This window comes from Halomonas sp. A40-4 (assembly GCF_015767635.1).
GTDB lineage: Bacteria > Pseudomonadota > Gammaproteobacteria > Pseudomonadales > Halomonadaceae > Vreelandella > Vreelandella janggokensis.
This window is the reverse complement of sequence record NZ_CP065230.1, coordinates 3,345,626-3,367,649: the sequence shown is the minus strand read 5'-3', so window position 1 is coordinate 3,367,649 and position 22,024 is coordinate 3,345,626. Positions and strand designations below refer to the sequence as shown.

At 55.2% G+C, this 22,024-nt stretch carries 13 protein-coding genes and 3 rRNA genes; 10 read left to right on the top strand and 6 right to left on the bottom strand.

Translation table 11 applies throughout. The features are described from left to right. Positions 1 to 142: 142 nt before the first annotated feature. The 3 genes from clpB (at position 143) to ilvN (ending at position 5,367) form a co-directional block, all read left to right on the top strand. Entirely contained in the window at positions 143 to 2,737 is a 2,595-nt protein-coding gene (gene clpB, locus IT895_RS15725; RefSeq protein ID WP_199283997.1) for an ATP-dependent chaperone ClpB, read from the top strand. A gap of 414 nt (positions 2,738 to 3,151) precedes the next feature. After that, entirely contained in the window at positions 3,152 to 4,876 is a 1,725-nt protein-coding gene (locus tag IT895_RS15720) for an acetolactate synthase 3 large subunit (RefSeq protein WP_085920143.1), read from the top strand. Next, entirely contained in the window at positions 4,876 to 5,367 is a 492-nt protein-coding gene (ilvN, locus tag IT895_RS15715) for an acetolactate synthase small subunit (RefSeq protein ID WP_066316765.1), read from the top strand. Before IT895_RS15720 ends, ilvN begins: the two co-directional genes overlap by 1 nt. Positions 5,368 to 5,440: 73 nt before the next feature. On the opposite strand, the gene ilvY is transcribed toward ilvN, so the two are convergent. Further along, on the bottom strand, positions 5,441 to 6,328 hold the full coding sequence (gene ilvY, locus IT895_RS15710; RefSeq protein WP_085920144.1) for an HTH-type transcriptional activator IlvY: 888 nt from the start codon (positions 6,326 to 6,328) through the stop codon (positions 5,441 to 5,443). 197 nt (positions 6,329 to 6,525) lie between these two features. Between ilvY and ilvC the strand changes: the two genes are divergently transcribed. The 6 genes from ilvC to IT895_RS15680 all read left to right on the top strand — a co-directional run bounded on the left by ilvC (position 6,526) and on the right by IT895_RS15680 (position 14,428). Beyond that, positions 6,526 to 7,542 (top strand): ketol-acid reductoisomerase, encoded by a 1,017-nt coding sequence (gene ilvC / locus IT895_RS15705; protein WP_085920145.1) that lies wholly within the window; start codon positions 6,526 to 6,528, stop codon positions 7,540 to 7,542. 178 nt (positions 7,543 to 7,720) lie between these two features. After that, positions 7,721 to 8,608, top strand: coding sequence for a CDP-diacylglycerol--serine O-phosphatidyltransferase (pssA, locus tag IT895_RS15700; RefSeq protein WP_085920146.1), 888 nt, complete (start codon positions 7,721 to 7,723; stop codon positions 8,606 to 8,608). Between the two features lie 449 nt (positions 8,609 to 9,057). Continuing rightward, a 16S ribosomal RNA gene (locus IT895_RS15695) occupies positions 9,058 to 10,589 on the top strand. 250 nt (positions 10,590 to 10,839) lie between these two features. Continuing rightward, positions 10,840 to 13,728, top strand: a 23S ribosomal RNA gene (locus IT895_RS15690). A 148-nt stretch (positions 13,729 to 13,876) separates the two neighbouring features. Beyond that, positions 13,877 to 13,992 (top strand): 5S ribosomal RNA (gene rrf, locus IT895_RS15685). The 16S, 23S and 5S rRNA genes sit together here, the layout of an rRNA operon. 247 nt (positions 13,993 to 14,239) lie before the next feature. Further along, positions 14,240 to 14,428, top strand: a complete 189-nt coding sequence (locus IT895_RS15680; RefSeq protein WP_085917018.1) for a hypothetical protein — start codon at positions 14,240 to 14,242, stop codon at positions 14,426 to 14,428. 72 nt (positions 14,429 to 14,500) lie between these two features. Here IT895_RS15680 and IT895_RS15675 read toward each other — a convergent pair whose 3' ends face one another. Next, complete coding sequence (locus tag IT895_RS15675; RefSeq protein WP_085917019.1) at positions 14,501 to 15,526, bottom strand: Fe(3+) ABC transporter substrate-binding protein; 1,026 nt, start codon at positions 15,524 to 15,526, stop codon at positions 14,501 to 14,503. Positions 15,527 to 15,725: 199 nt separating this feature from the next. Between IT895_RS15675 and IT895_RS15670 the strand changes: the two genes are divergently transcribed. Next, entirely contained in the window at positions 15,726 to 16,838 is a 1,113-nt protein-coding gene (locus tag IT895_RS15670; RefSeq protein ID WP_199283996.1) for an ABC transporter ATP-binding protein, read from the top strand. A gap of 21 nt (positions 16,839 to 16,859) precedes the next feature. Here the strand turns inward: IT895_RS15670 and IT895_RS15665 are convergent, their stop codons facing one another. The 4 genes from IT895_RS15665 to dctP all read right to left on the bottom strand — a co-directional run bounded on the left by IT895_RS15665 (position 16,860) and on the right by dctP (position 21,721). Beyond that, positions 16,860 to 18,482: an ABC transporter permease gene (locus tag IT895_RS15665; protein WP_233337435.1), complete on the bottom strand. Its 1,623-nt coding sequence runs from the start codon at positions 18,480 to 18,482 to the stop codon at positions 16,860 to 16,862. A gap of 226 nt (positions 18,483 to 18,708) precedes the next feature. Next, entirely contained in the window at positions 18,709 to 20,034 is a 1,326-nt protein-coding gene (locus IT895_RS15660) for a TRAP transporter large permease (RefSeq protein ID WP_085917022.1), read from the bottom strand. Further along, the gene (locus tag IT895_RS15655; RefSeq protein WP_085917023.1) at positions 20,031 to 20,534 is read right to left on the bottom strand and encodes a TRAP transporter small permease subunit; all 504 of its coding nucleotides are present in this window, start codon (positions 20,532 to 20,534) and stop codon (positions 20,031 to 20,033) included. The genes IT895_RS15660 and IT895_RS15655 overlap by 4 nt, the downstream gene beginning before the upstream one ends. 83 nt (positions 20,535 to 20,617) lie before the next feature. Continuing rightward, entirely contained in the window at positions 20,618 to 21,721 is a 1,104-nt protein-coding gene (gene dctP, locus IT895_RS15650; RefSeq protein ID WP_066318211.1) for a TRAP transporter substrate-binding protein DctP, read from the bottom strand. Positions 21,722 to 22,024: the final 303 nt, after the last annotated feature.

The following is a 22,024-nucleotide window of genomic DNA, read 5'->3' as shown; positions in this document are numbered from 1 at the left end:
CAGCAGACGGTCACACTTCCCCTTGAAACCTCCTGGCGCTGACGCCATTTAACTAGTCAATCTAATCGTGATTAGCACGATGATGACAGGTTATCGGGATACGCCGTACGTCCAAACGCGCGGCCACCCCCAGGAGGAAACTATGCGATTTGATAAATTTACCGCCAAGCTTCAGGCCGCCATTGCCGAGGCGCAATCAGTGGCTGTTGGCCGTGGACACAACCAGCTTGAGCCTGCTCACTTGCTGCTGGCGCTACTGGATACCAAAGATACCGGCATCAAGGCCCTGGTCGAAAAAGCTGAGGGCAGTAGTTCGCGCCTGCGCGATGGCTTGGTTCAGCAACTTGACGATTTGCCCAAGGTCGGCCAGTTCGATGGCGAGGTGCAGCCCTCGCGGGATTTGGTCAAGCTTTTCAACTTGACCGACCGCGAAGCGCAGAAGCGTGACGACCAGTTTATTGCCAGCGAGCTGGTGCTGCTGGCCGCGCTGGAAATGAACAGCGCCATCACCAAGTTGATGAAGCAGGTCGGGCTTACCCGCAAAGCGCTTGAAGCCGCCATAGATAGCTTGCGCGGGGGCGCCAAGGTGGACGACCCGAACGCTGAGGACCAGCGTGAGGCGCTCAACAAGTACACCTTGGACCTGACTCAGCGCGCGCTGGACGGCAAGCTGGATCCGGTGATTGGCCGCGACGACGAAATTCGTCGCACCATCCAGGTGCTGCAGCGTCGCACCAAGAACAACCCTGTTCTCATCGGTGAGCCCGGTGTCGGTAAAACTGCCATTGTCGAAGGTCTGGCGCAGCGGATCGTCGATGGCGAAGTCCCAGAAGGCCTGAAGGAAAAGCGCGTGCTGTCGTTGGATATGGGCGCGTTGCTGGCGGGGGCCAAGTTCCGCGGCGATTTTGAAGAGCGCCTGAAAGCGGTGCTCAAAGAGCTCTCCCAGGAAGAAGGCCGGGTGATCCTGTTCATCGATGAGCTGCACACCATGGTTGGCGCAGGCAAGGCCGAAGGCGCCATGGATGCGGGTAATATGCTTAAGCCGGCGCTGGCTCGCGGTGAGTTGCATTGCGTGGGTGCCACTACCCTGGATGAGTATCGCCAGCATATCGAGAAAGATGCCGCGCTTGAGCGCCGTTTCCAGAAGGTGCTGGTCGACGAGCCGACGGAAGAGGACACTGTGGCGATTCTGCGTGGCCTTAAGGAGCGCTACGAGGTCCACCACGGCGTCGATATCACGGACTCGGCGATTATTGCCGCGGCGAAACTCTCCACCCGCTACATTACCGACCGCCAGTTGCCCGATAAAGCCATCGACCTGATCGATGAAGCAGCCTCGCGTATTCGTATGGAGCTGGATTCCAAACCTGAGGAGATGGATAAGCTCGACCGCCGCTTGATTCAGCTCAAGATGGAGCGCGAAGCGCTTAAGAAAGAGACCGACGAGGCGACCAAAAAACGCCTGGAAGCGCTCAACAACCAGATCCACGAGTTGGAGCGCGAGTACGCGGATCTGGATGAGATCTGGAAAGCCGAGAAGGCCAGTATTCAGGGGGCAGCGCAGTTCAAGGCCGACCTGGAACAGGCCCGTATCGATCTTGAACAGGCCCGCCGCCAGGGTGACCTGGGCCGCATGTCGGAGATTCAGTACGGCAAGATACCCGAGCTGGAGAAGAAAATCGCTGAAAGCGCCGACAGCGAAACGGATACCTCAAGCCATCAACTGCTGCGCTCCAACGTGACGGAGGAGGAGATTGCCGAGGTCGTTTCCCGCTGGACGGGTATTCCGGTCGCCAAGATGCTGGAAGGCGAGCGGGACAAGCTGCTGCGTATGGAAGAGGCGCTGCACGAACGGGTAATCGGCCAGGATGAAGCGGTCGAGGCCGTGGCCAACGCCGTGCGTCGCTCACGGGCCGGTCTTGCTGACCCCAACCGCCCGAACGGCTCGTTCCTGTTTCTCGGCCCCACCGGGGTAGGTAAGACAGAGCTGTGCAAGTCGCTGGCCAACTACCTGTTCGACACCGAGGAAGCCATGGTGCGTATCGACATGTCGGAGTTCATGGAGAAGCACTCCGTGGCCCGTCTGATCGGTGCGCCGCCCGGTTACGTGGGCTACGAAGAGGGCGGCTACTTGACTGAAGCGGTGCGCCGCAAGCCCTATTCGGTAATGCTGTTGGACGAGGTAGAGAAGGCTCACCCTGATGTGTTCAATATCCTGCTCCAGGTGCTGGAAGACGGGCGTTTGACCGACGGTCAGGGCCGCACGGTAGATTTTCGCAATACCGTGATCGTCATGACCTCCAACATGGGATCGGACATTATCCAGCGTATGGGCGGAGGCGCTGGTGAGGATCAAGACAGTGATTACGAAGTGATGAAAAATAGCGTCATGGAGGTGGTGGGTAACCACTTCCGGCCTGAATTGATCAACCGTATCGATGAAGTGGTGGTGTTCCACGCGCTTGGCCAAGAGCAGATTCAGGCGATTGCCGGCATTCAGCTTGAGCGCCTGAAAGCGCGCCTTGCTGAGCACGAGTTACGTCTGGAAATCAGTGACGATGCCTTGGCACAGTTAGCCGTAGTGGGGTTTGACCCGGTATATGGTGCAAGGCCGCTCAAGCGGGCGATTCAAAGCCGTATCGAGAACCCCTTGTCCCAGGATCTGCTGGCCGGCAAATTTTCACCCGGCGACACCATTCATATCAGTGCGGCCGATGGTAAATTAGTGTTCTCTTAATATAAGGTTCTCTGCCTATCAGCCCCGCTTGACGATGTCAGCGGGGCTTTTTTTGCTTTCAAATAACCTGTTTGTCGGCTTTCGTTGGATCGAAGGTTGACAGGCTGAGGATGCTAATGGAATCTTGAGGGTTCCTGATTTGCGGGCGCGGAACCAACGGGTAATCCCCAGTCCCCGCGCGAAGGGTAGGCGAATGCCTCTACCCGCCGAAGGACTTCCGGGCTTGGGCTAACCGCCCGACCTGGCCAACGCCCCGACACGGCGAACTGCCGTGATAAGAGTGCAGGCCCTAACCGGGCCTTATGCCAGGGTTTGGCATCAGGTGCCAGCGATGGCTGGCAGCGGCATACCGCCGCACTCGACACCGTAGAATTGTCTGCGGATCGCACTCGAGACCTTCAGGGGAGAAACACTGTGGAACTGCTTTCCGGCGCAGATATGATTGCCCGCTTCTTGCAAGATGAGGGCGTCGAATACATTTATGGTTATCCCGGCGGTGCGGCGCTGCATATCTATGATGCGCTCTTCCGCCAGGACAAGGTGAAGCACATTCTGGTGCGTCACGAACAAGCGGCGACCCATGCAGCCGACGGTTATGCACGCGCGTCCGGCAAGCCCGGCTGTGTGCTGGTGACCTCGGGCCCGGGTGCCACCAACGCCGTGACCGGCATTGCTACCGCTTATATGGACTCGATTCCCATGGTGGTGCTGTGTGGGCAGGTAATGAGTCACCTGATCGGCGATGATGCCTTCCAGGAGACCGATATCGTCGGTGTGACCCGCCCGATTGTGAAGCACAGCTTCTCGATTCGTCACCCATCCGAAATCCCGGAAGTGCTAAAAAAAGCCTTCTATCTGGCGGCCACTGGACGTCCCGGCCCCGTCGTGGTCGATATTCCCAAAGACATGACCGCACCCACCGAGCGTTACGAGTACGTCTACCCGAAGAAGGTCAAGATGCGCTCCTACAACCCGGTGACCCGAGGCCATACAGGGCAGATAAAGAAAGCCGTCGAGATGATGCTCAAGGCCAAGCGCCCGGTATTCTATACCGGCGGCGGTGTCGTGCTGGGTAAGGCCAGCGACGGTCTGACCGACCTGGTCAAGCAACTGGGCTTTCCGATAACCACCACATTGATGGGGATTGGCTCGTACCCTCAAAGTGACCGGCAGTGTTTGGGCTGGCTGGGGATGCATGGCTCCTATGAATCCAATATGGCGATGCATCATGCGGACCTGATCATCGCCATTGGTGCGCGCTTTGACGACCGCGTGACGAACAATACCTCGAAGTTCTGCCCAACGGCGAAGATTATTCACGTCGATGTCGACCCAAGCTCCATCTCCAAGACCGTACGCGCCGATGTGCCGATTGTCGGCCCGGCCTCAAGTGTCATTAATGAGATGATTAGTCTGGTGCAGGGGCAGGAAATTGCGCATCCGGAAGCACTGACGGAATGGTGGCAGAAGATTGATGACTGGCGCGCCGACCGTGAAGGCAAACTTTACGAGCCGTCCAGCACGGGGGAAGCCCTCAAGCCTCAGGAGGTAATCGAAGCGCTTTGCCGGGTGACCCGCGGTGAGGCCTACGTGACCACCGACGTGGGCCAGCACCAGATGTTCGCGGCGCAATACTACAAGTTTGATAAACCCAACCGACTGATTACCTCAGGGGGGCTGGGCACCATGGGATTTGGCTTCCCGGCTGCCATGGGTATCAAGCAGAACTTCCCGGACGATGACGTGGTATGCGTCACCGGTGAAGGCAGCTTTCAGATGATGATGCAGGAGCTTTCGACCTGTAAGCAGTACGGTGTCGGTGTCAAGATTGTCAATCTCAACAATGCCTCGCTTGGCATGGTGCGTCAGTGGCAGGACTTGAACTATAAGTCGCGCCACGCCCACTCATATATGGAGTCGCTGCCCGATTTTCATATGTTGATTGAGGCGTATGGGTTCACCGCGATCACCGTGACAACCATTGATGAGTTGGAACCGGCGATGGAGCGGGCGTTTGCTGACAAGCACGAGCTGGTGTTTCTTGACGTGAAGGTCGACCCTTTTGAGCACGTCTATCCGATGCAGGTGCCGTTGGGCGCCATGCGCGACATGCTGCTGTCTAAAACGGAGCGTACCTGATGCGTCATATCATCTCGATTCTGATGGAAAACGAACCGGGTGCGCTGTCACGTGTGGTCGGGCTGTTTTCCCAGCGAAACTTCAACATTGAAACGCTTAACGTCGCACCCACGGAAGACCCGTCGCTGTCGCGCCTTACAGTGACGACGGTGGGCGATGACCGGGTGATCGAGCAGATCACCAAGCACCTCAACAAACTGATTGATGTGGTCAAGCTGGTGGATCTCACCGAAGGCAACCATATCGAGCGTGAACTGATGCTGGTGAAGGTGAAAGCGCTAGGCGCCGCGCGTGACGAGGTGAAGCGCACGGTGGATATCTTCCGAGCCCAGGTGGTCGATGTCACGCCGAGCCTTTACACGGTACAGATCACCGGCGATGCCGCCAAGCTGGATGCCTTCCTTCAGGCCATGGCACCGGTGGGTATTCTGGAAGTGGCGCGTACCGGGGTGTCGGGTATTGCCCGCGGCGACAAGGTGCTGTCGCTGTAGGCAGCTCTGTTGACGAATGCCTCTGGTCGAAAGGCCGCCCTCTCTGGGCGGCCTTTTTCATGGGTGAAGGTTTTTACCGGGCGCTGACGGTTGCCCAGAAAGCGTCGATCATGGGATTTTTTAAACGTCGGTTGAGTACGCATAACCCAACATCGTAGTGAGGGAGTTCAGGTTTCACGTTCAGCACCTGAACCCGCCCGGCCAGCGGGCTGTTATCCAGTACAATTTTCGGCACTACGCCCACGCCAAAACCCAGGCCTACCATGCTGACGATGGCTTCATGTCCGGCCACCTGGGCATAAATCCGCGGTGCGATTCCCAATGCCTTGAACCAGGTATTGGTATGCTCCCTGGATAGCCCCGCTTCAGACAGAATCATGGGCACCCGTTGCCACTGCGCAGCGGTCGAGCTTTCGGGTTCGAGTGGTAGCCAGTCCTGTGTCTCGTTGGACGCAATAAATACTAACGGCGAGCGTGTGAGCGATTTAAAGGCCAGTGCGCCAGGCGGTATGCGCGGGCGCGGTGTAATCGCCATATCGTCAGCGCCATCCAGCACCCGGGTCATGGCGTTGGCGGGGTCGCCGGTGTGCAGCTTGAGCTCAATGCCCGGATGACGCGTGCGGACATCGCTCAATAACTCATAGAGAAAGCTGTAGCTGGCGGTGACCGAGCAGTAAATGCTGATTTCACCGCGCAGCTGTTCGGTGGTGGCCGCGAGGGTGCGCTTTTGCGTTTCCCACTGCTCCAGCGTGTCTTTGGCGTAGTGATGAAACGCCAAGCCTTGCGAGGTCAGCGTGACATGACGGTTGTCGCGCTCAAACAGGCGAGTGCCAAGTTCAGCTTCAACGTGCTGAATCGAGCGGCTGAGTGTTGACGGACTGATGTGGCAAAGTTCGCTGGCGCGACCATAATGCAGCGTCTCGGCCAGGGTAACCACATGTTTGAGTAAGCGGAAGTCCATGGCAGGCCAGTATCCTCGAGAATATTTCATAAAGTGAAATAGTATGTTGCAAACATAGCGTTTTACGCAACGGTGATGCTGTCGTAGAGTGACTCCAATGCCGAATCCCAGTGCTGCAGAAGATGGCACGGGTGGCCATCAACGCTGAACCACACGCTATTCAAACTGCTGATTCAACCCATTTTTGGAGTATTGCCATGCGCGTTTATTACGATAAAGACTGTGACCTGTCCCTTATCCAAGCCAAGAAAGTCACCATCGTTGGTTATGGTTCTCAGGGGCATGCCCACGCCAACAACCTGAAAGAATCAGGTGTCGATGTCACCGTTGCATTGCGCAAAGGTTCTTCGTCGGCGGCCAAGGCAGAAGGCGCTGGCCTGAAAGTCGCTACTGTTCCTGAAGCCTGCCAAACCGCCGATGTGGTGATGATTCTGGCGCCGGATGAGAATCAAAAGGCTATCTATGAGCAGGAAGTCGAGCCGAACCTGAAAGAGGGTGCCACTCTGGCGTTTGCCCATGGCTTCAACATTCACTACAACCAGATTGAACCGCGTAAAGATCTCGATGTGATCATGATTGCACCGAAAGCGCCGGGTCACACTGTACGCTCTGAGTTTGTAAAAGGTGGCGGTATTCCTGATCTGATCGCTATCCATCAGGATGCATCGGGCAGTGCCAAGGAATTGGCTCTTTCCTATGCGGCGGGTGTAGGCGGTGGCCGCAGCGGCATCATTGAAACTACCTTCAAAGACGAGACCGAAACGGATCTGTTTGGTGAGCAGGCAGTGTTATGTGGTGGTGCCGTTGAGTTGGTAAAAGCTGGTTTCGAAACCCTCACAGAGGCGGGTTACGCACCAGAAATGGCTTACTTTGAGTGTCTGCACGAGCTCAAGCTGATCGTCGACCTGATGTACGAAGGCGGCATTGCCAACATGAACTACTCCATCTCCAATAACGCGGAGTATGGCGAGTACGTGACCGGCACCGAGGTCATCAATGAGCAGTCGCGTGCCGCCATGCGCAATGCATTGAAACGTATTCAAACGGGTGAGTACGCCAAGATGTTCATCAACGAAGGTAACAGCAACTATCCTTCAATGACCGCGCGTCGCCGCCTTAATGCCGAGCACGACATTGAGCAGGTGGGTGCCAAGCTGCGTGGCATGATGCCATGGATCGCCGCTAATCAACTGGTTGATAAGTCTAAAAACTGATGGTGGTAAGTCATTAACACCACAGGGAAGGCTAACGGGGTGCGCACTGGCGCGCCCCGTTTTTTTATGGTGCGATTGTTAAGGCACGCTCGGGCGCAATTGACTGGCTGATAAGTCTTCAGCGTGTAGAATGAAAGTGATCACTGTTCCCGTGATTTACTTTTAATGGATGAGACCTATGACCCAGGACGCTCGCGATCAAGAGCAACCAAGTTCAGATCATTCTGGCGAAAACCAGGCAGGCAGTACGCGACCAGATACCGCTGACCAATCAGAAATAGGCGGCAATGAGGACTTGGCAGCAGCCTTCTTGCGCGACACGGAAGTGGTTGAAGAAGCGGTTGAAGATGGCAAAAAGGTTCGCCGCAAGGGTATCTACCTGCTGCCCAACTTGTTTACTACTTCGGCGCTGTTTTCAGGATTCTTTGCCGTGGTGGCGGGGATCAATGGTGACTTTACAGCGGCGGCCGTCGCCATCTTTATTGCCATGGTGCTTGACGGGCTAGATGGTCGAGTTGCGCGTATGACCAATACAGAAAGTGCTTTTGGTGCCGAATACGACAGTCTTGCCGACATGATTTCTTTTGGCATGGCGCCCGCGCTCGTCGCCTTTACCTGGATTCTGCAGGACATTGGTAAAACAGGCTGGGTGGTGGCATTTCTCTACGTTGCTTGCGCGGCACTGCGCTTGGCGCGCTTTAATGTGCAGATTGGTAGCGTGGACAAAAAATGGTTTATCGGCTTGCCCAGCCCCTCAGCCGCGGCGCTGGTGGCGGCGAGCGTATGGACATTCCATAGCTTCGACGCAGATGCTTTTGGCTTCAAACTGTTGATGCTGGTGGTTGTGGCGGCGGCTGGCGTGCTGATGGTCAGCAACATTCGCTATTACAGCTTCAAGGACCTCGACTTCAAAAAACCAGTGCCTTTCGTGGTCCTGCTAGCCGTGGTGCTGGGCTTTGTGATGATTTCCGTTGAGCCGTCTGTCATGCTGCTTTTGCTGTTTGGCACCTACGTGCTCTCTGGTCCTGTATTGGCCGTCATGCGCAAGGCAAAACCGAAAAGTTAAAAAATTCCGCACACCCCTTGCGTCCTCGTCAGCAAAGCCGTAAAGTACGCATCCGCTGCCGGGGACGCCCAGCGTTGCCAGCGGTGAATGAGGTGTAAAAACCTCGGTTTGTCAGTAGGTTAGGCAAATAGCAGGAAGGAAAGTTGAGTTAAACATTTCCTTCGCTTCTGCCAAACAGTCGTTGACAAACATTGGAAAGTGCGTAGAATACGCCTTCCTCGCTTAGCAGCGGCCATGTCAGATTTTGAGGCCCGCAAGCGAAACGCTCTTTAATAATGTGATCAGGTAATTCATGTGGGCGCTTGCCGATGAGGGTGATAAATCACCAATTATCAAGGCAAGCGACTCGTCCAAGGTCTTCGGACCTTGAGAGAACGTTTGAAAACCTTGAGCCAAGTTTGATCCGCTTTTGTTACTTTCGAGTGACAAGTAAGGATCACAATGATTGTAAACTGAAGAGTTTGATCATGGCTCAGATTGAACGCTGGCGGCAGGCCTAACACATGCAAGTCGAGCGGTAACAGGTCCAGCTTGCTGGATGCTGACGAGCGGCGGACGGGTGAGTAACGCATAGGAATCTACCCGGTAGTGGGGGATAACCTGGGGAAACCCAGGCTAATACCGCATACGTCCTACGGGAGAAAGGGGGCTTAGGCTCCCGCTATTGGATGAGCCTATGCCGGATTAGCTGGTTGGTGAGGTAATGGCTCACCAAGGCGACGATCCGTAGCTGGTCTGAGAGGATGATCAGCCACATCGGGACTGAGACACGGCCCGAACTCCTACGGGAGGCAGCAGTGGGGAATATTGGACAATGGGGGCAACCCTGATCCAGCCATGCCGCGTGTGTGAAGAAGGCCCTCGGGTTGTAAAGCACTTTCAGCGAGGAAGAACGCCTGTCGGTTAATACCCGGCAGGAAAGACATCACTCGCAGAAGAAGCACCGGCTAACTCCGTGCCAGCAGCCGCGGTAATACGGAGGGTGCAAGCGTTAATCGGAATTACTGGGCGTAAAGCGCGCGTAGGTGGCTTGATAAGCCGGTTGTGAAAGCCCCGGGCTCAACCTGGGAACGGCATCCGGAACTATTAGGCTAGAGTGCAGGAGAGGAAGGTAGAATTCCCGGTGTAGCGGTGAAATGCGTAGAGATCGGGAGGAATACCAGTGGCGAAGGCGGCCTTCTGGACTGACACTGACACTGAGGTGCGAAAGCGTGGGTAGCAAACAGGATTAGATACCCTGGTAGTCCACGCCGTAAACGATGTCGACCAGCCGTTGGGTGCCTAGCGCACTTTGTGGCGAAGTTAACGCGATAAGTCGACCGCCTGGGGAGTACGGCCGCAAGGTTAAAACTCAAATGAATTGACGGGGGCCCGCACAAGCGGTGGAGCATGTGGTTTAATTCGATGCAACGCGAAGAACCTTACCTACCCTTGACATCCTGCGAACTTGTGAGAGATCACTTGGTGCCTTCGGGAGCGCAGAGACAGGTGCTGCATGGCTGTCGTCAGCTCGTGTTGTGAAATGTTGGGTTAAGTCCCGTAACGAGCGCAACCCTTGTCCCTATTTGCCAGCGATTCGGTCGGGAACTCTAGGGAGACTGCCGGTGACAAACCGGAGGAAGGTGGGGACGACGTCAAGTCATCATGGCCCTTACGGGTAGGGCTACACACGTGCTACAATGGCCGGTACAAAGGGCTGCGAGCTCGCGAGAGTCAGCGAATCCCTTAAAGCCGGTCTCAGTCCGGATCGGAGTCTGCAACTCGACTCCGTGAAGTCGGAATCGCTAGTAATCGTGCATCAGAATGGCACGGTGAATACGTTCCCGGGCCTTGTACACACCGCCCGTCACACCATGGGAGTGGACTGCACCAGAAGTGGTTAGCCTAACTTTGGAGGGCGATCACCACGGTGTGGTTCATGACTGGGGTGAAGTCGTAACAAGGTAGCCGTAGGGGAACCTGCGGCTGGATCACCTCCTTAAACGATGCATCATCCTCGCGGTAAGCGCTCACAATGAATTACCTGATCAGATAGCTGTCGATACGCAGTGATAAGCCAACCGCCGCCGGCGGTGTCTTATCACTGCGCATAGCAGTCGCTCTTTAACAATGTATATCATGCTGACATGAACGTTTTTTTAAGACGTTCATACGTAATTGTTTTGTGATACGTCTCAAGCGTATCCGGCAATCGTTATCGTTGCGAGACACCAGACCCCTTCGGGTTATAGGGTCAAGCAATGAAGCGCACACGGTGGATGCCTAGGCAGCCAGAGGCGATGAAAGACGTGGAAGCCTGCGATAAGGCTCGGCGAGGTGGCAAACAACCTGTGACCCGGGCATTTCTGAATGGGAAACCCACTCATCATCAGATGAGTCCCCCACTGAATATATAGGTGGGGGAGGCGAACCAGGGGAACTGAAACATCTAAGTACTCTGAGGAAAAGAAATCAACCGAGATTCCCCCAGTAGCGGCGAGCGAACGGGGACCAGCCCTTAAGCATGAGACTGACTAGTCGAACACGTTGGGAAGCGTGGCCGTAGCGGGTGATAGCCCCGTAGTCGAAAGTCTGATCATGTGAAATCGAGTAGGTCGGGGCACGAGAAACCTTGACTGAAGACGGGGGGACCATCCTCCAAGGCTAAATACTCCTGGCTGACCGATAGTGAACCAGTACCGTGAGGGAAAGGCGAAAAGAACCCCGGAGAGGGGAGTGAAATAGATCCTGAAACCGTGTGCGTACAAGCAGTAGGAGCAGACTTGTTCTGTGACTGCGTACCTTTTGTATAATGGGTCAGCGACTTATATTCAGTGGCGAGGTTAACCGTATAGGGGAGCCGTAGGGAAACCGAGTCTTAACTGGGCGACACAGTCGCTGGATATAGACCCGAAACCGAGCGATCTATCCATGAGCAGGTTGAAGATTGAGTAACATCAATTGGAGGACCGAACCAGGATCTGTTGAAAAAGATTTGGATGACTTGTGGATCGGAGTGAAAGGCTAATCAAGCTCGGAGATAGCTGGTTCTCCTCGAAAGCTATTTAGGTAGCGCCTCACGTATCACCGCCGGGGGTAGAGCACTGTTTCGGCTAGGGGGTCATCCCGACTTACCAACCCGAGGCAAACTCCGAATACCGGTGAGTGCGAGCGTGGGAGACACACAGCGGGTGCTAACGTCCGTTGTGAAAAGGGAAACAACCCAGACCGTCAGCTAAGGTCCCGAAATCCTGGTTAAGTGGGAAACGATGTGGGAAGGCTCAGACAGCTAGGAGGTTGGCTTAGAAGCAGCCATCCTTTAAAGAAAGCGTAATAGCTCACTAGTCGAGTCGGCCTGCGCGGAAGATGTAACGGGGCTAAACCAGGTACCGAAGCTACGGGTTCACACTAAGGTGTGAGCGGTAGAGGAGCGTCGTGTACGCCGATGAAGGTGAATTGAGAAGTTCGCTGGAGGTATCACGAGTGCGAATGCTGACATGAGTAACGATAAAGGGAGTGAAAAACTCCCTCGCCGGAAGACCAAGGGTTTCTGTTCGACGCTAATCGGAGCAGAGTGAGTCGGCCCCTAAGGCGAGGCCGAAAGGCGTAGTCGATGGGAAACGGGTCAATATTCCCGTACCGGACATGATTGCGATGGGGGGACGAAGAAGGCTAGGTGAGCCAGGCGTTGGTAGTCCTGGTGAAAGTCGGTAGGCTGAGGGCTCAGGTAAATCCGGGCGCTCAAGGCCGAGAGACGAGACGAAGACACCACGGTGTTGAAGTCATCGATGCCACGCTTCCAGGAAAAGCCTCTAAGCTTCAGATCATGTGCGACCGTACCCCAAACCGACACAGGTGGTCAGGGTGAGAATCCCAAGGCGCTTGAGAGAACTCGGGTGAAGGAACTAGGCAAAATGGTGCCGTAACTTCGGGAGAAGGCACGCCGGCGTATTGTGAGAGCCCTCGCGGCTTCAGCGAGAACCGGTCGAAGATACCAGGTGGCTGCAACTGTTTAGTAAAAACACAGCACTCTGCTAACGCGTAAGCGGACGTATAGGGTGTGACGCCTGCCCGGTGCCGGAAGGTTAAGTGATGGTGTTAGCCGCAAGGCGAAGCTCTTGATCGAAGCCCCGGTAAACGGCGGCCGTAACTATAACGGTCCTAAGGTAGCGAAATTCCTTGTCGGGTAAGTTCCGACCTGCACGAATGGCGTAATGATGGCCACGCTGTCTCCACCCGAGACTCAGTGAAATTGAAATCGCCGTGAAGATGCGGTGTACCCGCGGCTAGACGGAAAGACCCCGTGAACCTTTACTATAGCTTCACACTGGACGCTGATGTTGCCTGTGTAGGATAGCTGGGAGGCTTAGAAACCCGGACGCCAGTTCGGGTGGAGCCAGCCTTGAAATACCAGCCTGGCATCATTGGCGTTCTCACTCAGGTCCGTTATCCGGATCGAGGACAGTGTGTGGTGGGTAGTTTGACTGGGGCGGTCTCCTCCCAAAGCGTAACGGAGGAGCACGAAGGTACCCTCAGCACGGTCGGACATCGTGCAATGAGTGCAAGAGCATAAGGGTGCTTGACTGCGAGACAGACACGTCGAGCAGGTGCGAAAGCAGGTTCTAGTGATCCGGTGGTTCTGTATGGAAGGGCCATCGCTCAACGGATAAAAGGTACTCCGGGGATAACAGGCTGATACCGCCCAAGAGTTCACATCGACGGCGGTGTTTGGCACCTCGATGTCGGCTCATCACATCCTGGGGCTGAAGTCGGTCCCAAGGGTATGGCTGTTCGCCATTTAAAGTGGTACGCGAGCTGGGTTTAGAACGTCGTGAGACAGTTCGGTCCCTATCTGCCGTGGGCGTTGGATGTTTGAGAAGGGCTGCTCCTAGTACGAGAGGACCGGAGTGGACGCACCTCTGGTGTTCCGGTTGTCACGCCAGTGGCATTGCCGGGTAGCTATGTGCGGACGGGATAACCGCTGAAAGCATCTAAGCGGGAAGCCCCCTTCAAGATGAGACATCCCTGAGGCCTAGAGCCTCCTGAAGGGCCCAGCGAGACCAGCTGGTTGATAGGCACGGTGTGGACGCGCTGCAAGGCGTTGAGCTAACGTGTACTAATGGCCCGTGAGGCTTGACCCTATAACACCCAAGGGGTCTGGTCGTGATGATAACGACGCGTGTGAAGACACGCAGAGAACCGGATACGCGTACTGAGCCAAGTGGTGATGACACAGGGCTTGGTAGGAGACGCACACAAAACACAGCATGATATGCATTTAAAGTTACGCCTGAGGACCATAGCAAGCGTGAACCACCTGATCCCTTGCCGAACTCAGCAGTGAAACCGCTTCGCGCCGATGGTAGTGTGGGGTCTCCCCATGCGAGAGTAGGTCATCGTCAGGCACCTATACCGCAGAAAACCCAGCCAATCGGCTGGGTTTTTTGTTTAGGGGTCTCCCCATGAAGCGTATCGGAGCGCCGACCGGCGGAAGGCCGCCCCGATCATCGTCAGGCACCTATACTGCAGAAAACCCAGCCAATCGGCTGGGTTTTTTGTTTGTATGTGCCATTTATTGGCGTGATTTATGTGTAGCACCTAATATGAAACGGCGTTTAACTGTTTAACTACCGTGATAGAAGGAGCATGGTGATGGATAAAGGATTCAAAGCTATTGGTGTGGCGCTTTTATTAGCATTTCTCGCCGTCGGTCTGACCGCCTGTGGCGATGATCAAGGCCCTGCAGAAGAGGCGGGCGAAAATATTGATGAAACCATGGAAGAAGCTGGTGATGAAATTGAAGAGGCCGGTGACGAAATGGAAGAGGCTGCTGAAGAGTAAGCGGCTGTAATGCAGTGACAAAAAAAGCCCCACGGTCGACCGTGGGGCTTTTTGCATGGTTAACGCTGGGTATTAACGCCATTCGACCCGATCAAAGATGCGAATCGCTTCGGGATTGTTTTCTCCCAGAATGCTGATATTTACATCATCCTTTTTGAAGTTGCCCCATGATTCGAGGACAGGGTCACGCTTGACGTTATTCACGACGGGAAATTCATTGTTACCCGACGCGAAGATTTCCTGAGCCGTATCGGATGCCAGGAACTCAAGGAATGCCACCGCGTTTTCGCGGTTAGGAGCACCCTCAACAACACCGGCACCGCCGACATTGACGTGAGCGCCTCGATCATCTTGATTGGGGAAGATGATACCGACGTTGCGTGCAGCCTCGCGATCCGCTTCATCGTCCGATTTCAACAGGCGAACGTAATAATAGTGGTTGGCGACGGCTAGATCGCACTCGCCGCTGGCGGCGCCAAGGATCTGATCTGTATCACCGCCTTCTGGGTCACGTGCCATGTTATCGACAACGCCTTGAGCCCACTCTTCAGCGCCTTCCTCACCGTGATGCTCAATCATCGAAGCGAGCAAGGACTGGTTGTAGATGTTGTTGGACGAACGAATGCAGATGCTATACCCCAGGTCGTCGCTGGCAAGGTCTTCGTAACGCGTGATGTCACCGGGATCCACGTTCTCACGGTTATAGAAGATCGCCCGTGCACGCTGGCTAAATCCGAACCACAGCCCTTCAGGGTGACGCATGGATTCAGGTAGGCGTTCAGCTAGCACATCGGATTCGATTCCCTGGAAAATCCCCTCCTGTTCAGCGCGCCACAGCCTGCCAGCATCAACCGTCATCATGATGTCGGCAGGGCTGGCAACACCTTCGCGCTGGATGCGTTCGATCAACTGATCGGAATCACCTTCCAGGATATTGACTTCAATACCCGTTTCTTCTGTGAAAGCATCGTAAAGTCGCTCGTCAGAATCGTAGTGACGAGCAGAGTAGATATTAAGCTCATCCGCCAGTGCATGGCTTGCGAAGGCAGAGCTGGCGAGAGCAAACGCGATAGGTGCGGCGAAACGTGCAGTTTTCATCGGCGATAATCCTTATATTGCTAATGATAATAAGTTGTATTATTAACTTGATTATTACAGCTTTTTGCAGCGTTAACGTCAAGATGACTTACCGTTGAAGGGTGCATATAGGATAAATAGAAAATAGAATGTTAATTACTTTCAAACGTATTATATGGTTGTCTGTTGGTCAGGCAACCGGGAATAGAACGGTGATGCAATGACAGCAACAATGAAGGCGGCGCAAAAAGCGCTTAATGAAACGGCGCTAGCGATGCATCAGGTGCAACACGCTTTTGACCAGAATACCGTTGTAAAGGGTGTGGATCTTACCGTGGCGCCGGGAGAAGTGGTCTGCCTGCTGGGCCCTTCCGGCTGTGGCAAGACCACCTTGCTGCGAATTGCAGCGGGCTTGGAAATGCTGCAAGAAGGCAGCGTCAGCCTGCAAGATGAACAAATTGCCGCGCCGGGACTGCGTCACGTGCCGCCAGAAAAGCGTAACGTGGGGCTGGCATTCCAGGACTCGGCGCTATTCCCTCATCTGTCCGTGCTGGAAAATGTCACCTTTGGCCTGAAGCACTTGTCGGCCAGTGCCAGGCGTGAGCGTGCCGAGGAGCTGTTATCTCAGCTGGGGATGGCGAGCTATGCGTCAACCTATCCGCATATGCTGTCGGGCGGTCAGCAGCAGCGTGTGGCGCTTGCCCGGGCGTTGGCGCCTGAGCCGAGGCTGATGCTGTTGGATGAGCCTTTTTCAAGCCTGGATGCGAGGCTGAGGGATCGGATACGGGACGATACGCTACACGTTTTAAAAAAGGTCGGAGCTGCGACCTTACTGGTTACCCATGACCCTGAAGAAGCCATGTTCATGGCGGATCGTATTGCACTGATGCGCGATGGGCGTATTGTACAAACAGGCACGCCGAGAGAGCTCTACTGTTCACCCAAGGATCCATTCGTGGTGACGTTTTTTGGTGAGGTCAATGAGATCGAAGGCGTGGTTGAAGAAGGGCACGTTACAACGCCTGTGGGGTGGGTGCCGGCTGAAGGCATTGCTGATGGGACGGCCGTGCAAGTGATGATTCGCCCGGAAGCCTTGCGTGTCATCGAGCGCGACCTGCCGGCTAATTCCCATGCACATAGTCATATCGTGATGGCGAAGTTACTCGGCCGCAGTAGTCTGTTGCATCTTTGTGCCCATGCAGACGACGGCCAGGAAGCCCACTTGCATGCCAGGGTGCCCGGGGTTTTTCTGCCTGCTGAAGGCCAACCGATCGATATTCATTTGGATTTGTCTCAGGTATTCGTGTTTCCGCACGCGTCTGAGGACAGTTAACGACATTCTTGGCGGTTACGGCTATGCCCCAGGGCGTGAACGACGCATGGCCATACTCAGAAGTATCACCGGCAGAATGCCGACCATCACGATCGCCAATGATGAAGTGGAGGCTTCAGCCAGGCGCTCATCAGATGCCAGGTTATGCGCTCTGACGGCAAGCGTATCGAAATTGAACGGCCGCAGTATAATCGTCGCGGGAAGCTCTTTCATGACATCGACAAATACCAGAATGCCCGCCGCAAGCAAGCTGCTGCGCATCAAGGGCGTGTGCACGTAGCGCAAAGTGCCGCCCGCCGTTTGCCCCAGGGTTCGAGAGGCCGCATCCATGCTGGGAGTGACCTTGCCGAGACTGGCTTCTACGGCATTGAAGGAAACGGCTAGAAAGCGCACGACGTAGGCGTAGAGCAGAATAAAGGCCGAGCCGCTGAAGATCAGGCCAATGATCTGGCCGTTATACGCCTGCAAGCCCGTATTGATGATGTTATCCAGCCAGGCAAAGGGGATCAGAATCCCTACTGCCACTACCGAACCGGGAATGGCATAGCCCATCGCCGAAATACGTGTTGTAAAGCGCGCAAGCGCTGTGTCGTGTACCCGAACGCCATAGCTAAGCAGTACCGCCGTACCGACGGCGATGATGGCCGCTAGCGCCGACAGGCTTAGACTATTCCACGCAAAGCCAAGAAAGCGCGATCCCCACAGAGAATCGCCTTGCGTCAGCGCCAAATCGAGCAGAATGCCGCTGGGCAGTAGAAATCCGACAATGATCGGAATGGCGCATGCCCCAGTGGCGGCGGCTGCCCGCCATCCATGAAGCGCATATTCAGGCAATTGCTGATACCGGTTTGTGGTGTGGAAGTAGCGCCGCTTGCCGCGGGACCAGCGCTCAAGTAACACCAGTACAATCACAAAACTGAGCAGGCAGGCAGCCAACTGGGCGGCGGCGACGGGCTCGCCCATGCCAAACCAGGTTCGATATATGCCCGTCGTGAAAGTATCGACCCCAAAAAACTGGACCGCGCCAAACTCATTGAGGGTCTCCATCAGTACCAATGATACGCCGCCTACCAGCGCCGGGCGTGCTAGCGGAACCGCAATGCTGAAAAACAGGCGCCAGGGGCCGCGACCCAGAGTACGGCCAACGTCGAGAACGCAGACCGACTGCTCTAGAAAGGAAGCCCGGGCCAGTAGGTAAACATAGGGATAAAGCACCATGGTGATAAGGGTGGCAGCACCGCCTAGCGAGCGAACGTCAGGGAAAAAATAGTCGCCGTGTTCCCAGCCGAACATGTCACGCAGGGCGCTCTGAAAGGGGCCTGCAAATTGTAGGAAGTCGGTATAGGCGTAGGCGATGACATAGGTAGGCACAGCCAGGGGAAGAAGTAATGCCCACTCGAATAACCGCTTGCCCGGAAAGCGGCACATGACGACCAGCCAGGCGCTTCCCGTGCCGATGATCAGGGTGCCGACTCCCACCCAGACGACAAGCCAGAAGGTATTGTTCAGGTAGCGCGGTAGCACGGTACTGGCGAGGTGTTGCCATACGCCATCGGTCGGCAGTGCAATATGTGCAAATACCACGATGACAGGCAGCGCCACCACTAACGCGACGCCGATGAGTACTGCCGACCAGAGGTTCAGTTTTCGCTGAGGACTGGGCCGCTGTGCGGCTGACTCACCAGAAGTGGAGCGGGACACGAGAAGACTCCTTGCAAAAGCAAACGGATATCGCAGCGACATAGGGTGCGCACGGCGAGGAATAGTACCATCGGCCGTCGACAGCTGCAGCCACTTGGCTTCTTGTGACGTGCTGTTCAAAAAAAGCCCGGCTTTATGCCGGGCTGAACGACTTGAAGGATGATGAAGATCAACCGACCAATAAGCTGGGTAAGCCGGTAATCAGGACGGGGAAGAAAGCCATCAGTGCGCACGCGAAGAGAATGAGCGCCACAAACGGAATAACCGCTTTGTAGAGGTCAACAATCTCTACCCCAGGCGGTGCCACCCCTTTGAGATAAAACAGGGCATAGCCGAATGGGGGGGTAAGGAAGGAGGTCTGGAGCACAACGGCGACCATTACCACAAACCACAGCACATCGATGCCCATCGTCTCGACAATCGGTAGCATGATGGGGAAGCTGAGTAGCACGATTCCTGTCCAGTCCAGGAACATTCCCAAGATGAATACCAGAAAGAGCATCAGCAGCAGAGCGCCGAACGTACCACCTGGCATGGACAGGACGACCTCGCTGATAACCTCCATACCGCCACCAATCGAAAACACGCCGGTAAACGCCGTGGCGCCTACCAGTACCAGCATTACCATGGTGGTGGTTTTGCCCGCTTCGATCATCGTGCTGTAGCAGGTGGAGAGTTTGCGGTCGCCGAAAATCATGAACAGGATGAAGGCGATGAAAACCCCGATGGCGGACGCTTCGGTGGCCGTTGCAATACCGGTAAACAGAGCCCCCAATACGCCCAAAATCAATGACATCGGCGGAACGACATACTTCGCAAGCATGACCATAAGCTGCCGAGTGCTGACTTCGGCGCGTTCCGCTGCTGGCACCTTCGGGCCATATGAGGGTTTTACATAGCAGATAATCAGCACGTAAAGCGCATACATGACGCCGAGTAGCAGGCCGGGTACCAGCGCTCCGGCAAATAGCGCACCCACCGATACGGGGGAATAGCTCGCCATCAGGATCAACATGATGCTGGGCGGAATCAATATCCCCAGGCAGCCGCTGGCCATGATGACACCGGCACTCAGTTCTTTGTTGTAGCCATACTTGAGCATCGGTACCAGGGCAATCATACCCATCACGGCAATGGAAGCACCGACAATACCTGTTGTGGCAGCGAGCAACACCGAGACCACGACCACCGTCAGGGCTAACCCGCCGCGCAGGTTGGCGAGTAATAAACGCATGACATCGAACATTTTCTCGGTCACGCCTGAGTCGTTCAAAAACCGCGCCATCAGGATAAACAGCGGAATGGCGACGAGGACGTAGTTATCCATGGCGTTGCCATAGACGTTATTGATAATAATGCCAAGGGTGTTGGCGCCCGGGCCCAAAAAGGCACCAATGACGGCCACGCCCCCCAGCACAAACGCTAACGGATGCCCCATGAACAGGCCGACTAACAGGCCGCCAAACATCACCAGAGTCAGTAATTCTGCACTCATGCGTGGTTCTCCTCACGCAGTTGGATAATAGCGCGCAGCACGATGGCAATGGCCTGCAGCAATATCAAAACCGCTGCCAGGACAATCACGCCTTTTACAGGATAAACCGGCAGGGCCACCATGCCGTAAGTGGTCTCGCCACGGCTAATGGAGCGCTCGAAGAAGGCCCAGCCTTGGGTTAACAGCAGCCAGATAAATGGTACAAAAAAGATGGCGTAGCCGGCGAGTTCCAGTGCTGCCTGTTTTTTTCGGGATAAAAGGCGTTTTAATACGTCGACTTCCACGTGAGCATGGTGACGAAGTCCATAGGCGGCCATCAGCATAAAATGGGCGCCGAAGAGCATTTTTGTCACGTCAAAGGCCCAGTCGCTTGGGCGTCCAAGGAAAAAACGCATCGCGATGTCATACAGCACAATCAGTGTGATAACCGCGATAAGAGGCGCAACAATTCGCCCAAAGAGCTCATTGAACCTGTCAATGGCTTTTGCGATCGCATGCATGGGACATCTCCCGCTTCTAAAGTATAGGCACTTGACGTAAAAACCGCCCCGACGGTGGTATCGGGGCGGCTATCGACAATCAATTACATGCAGGCTTCGATTTCTTCGAGCGATGGCAGGTTGTCGATGGAGCGGCTCATGTTGAACGGCACGGTGATGTCACGCCAGTTCGCGTAGTGCTCCATATAGCTGATCATGGAGTGATAAACTTTTGCATGCATCGGGTCTTCACATGCGCCGCGCAGAATCACTTCGTTAGTCGCATCTTGGATGGTGGCAAGGTCTTCGGCCGAAAGGGTGCTGATTTCGACGCCATCTTCCTGGAATTTCACTGTTGCCTCGGTGGATTGGCGCTCTGACCATGCCAGTGACCACGCCATTGTCGCGTCGGCAGCAATTTTCAGCGTCTCCTGGGTTTCCTCGGAAAGCTCATCCCACGCATCTTTGTTGATCATTACACCGAAGACACTGGCCGATTGGTGCCAGCCAGGTGTCGACCAGTAATCGGCTACTTCAGAGAAGCCAGCGTTATAGTCGACGCCTGGTGTCGAGAATTCACCCGCATCGATCACGCCGCGCTCGATCGCCTGGTAAACTTCACCACCGGCCAGCGTGACCTGTGAGCCACCCAGCTCTTCAAGGACGCGGCCCTGATCGCGGCCTGACAGGCGCAGGCGCTTGCCTTCAAGATCGGCGATACTTTCGATGGGCGTGTTGCCCATGAAGCCGGATTCGTTATTGGTGATCCCGTAAGGCAGATACACCATGTTGTAGTTGCCATATACTTCTTGATAGAGGTCCCAGCCACCCCACTGCTGAATCCAGTTGAGGTAGTCAACGCCGTTGAACAGGCTGGTGGTTGTGGCTAGCGGCGAAAACGCCGGGCTGCGGCCTGCCCAGTAGCCTGGCCAGTCGCCCGAGGCCTGGATGGCGCCGGTTTCGGTGGCGTCAAACACCTCGGTGCCCGGCATCAGCGTGCCGCCGGCGCGGAAGTTGATCTGCAGCTCGTCGCCCGCCAACTGGTTGACCAACTCGACCCAATGCTGATCAATTTTAATTAGATCCAGGTTGTCTGGCCATGTCGTGGTCATGGTCCACTCTTGCTGGGCATGAGCGGTCGAAGAGATGGCTGCTAATGCAACACCAGCAGCGAGGCTTGTGATGGCAAACTTGGCAGTTTTTTTCATGTTGGATCCTGTTGGTCGCCGTTAGATTTATTAGGGGATTTGGATGCAGTTAGTGCAGTTGGCATGCATTACGTTTACGTAAAGGAATGAATTACCCTGCATGCTTAAATTAGCACATTCTGGCCGTTGCAATGCAACATCCGTGCTGTGCTAGGTTGATGGCTGGCAAGCAGGGTGAAGATGTTTTTTATTTATATATAAATCATGTGGTTAGTTTGTTGTTGGATTGTTCGGGCAACAGGGTCTAAGTGTGAAAAACGTTGAAAGGGTCTCGGTGATGCAACCAAAGTTGTAAGCTGTCTA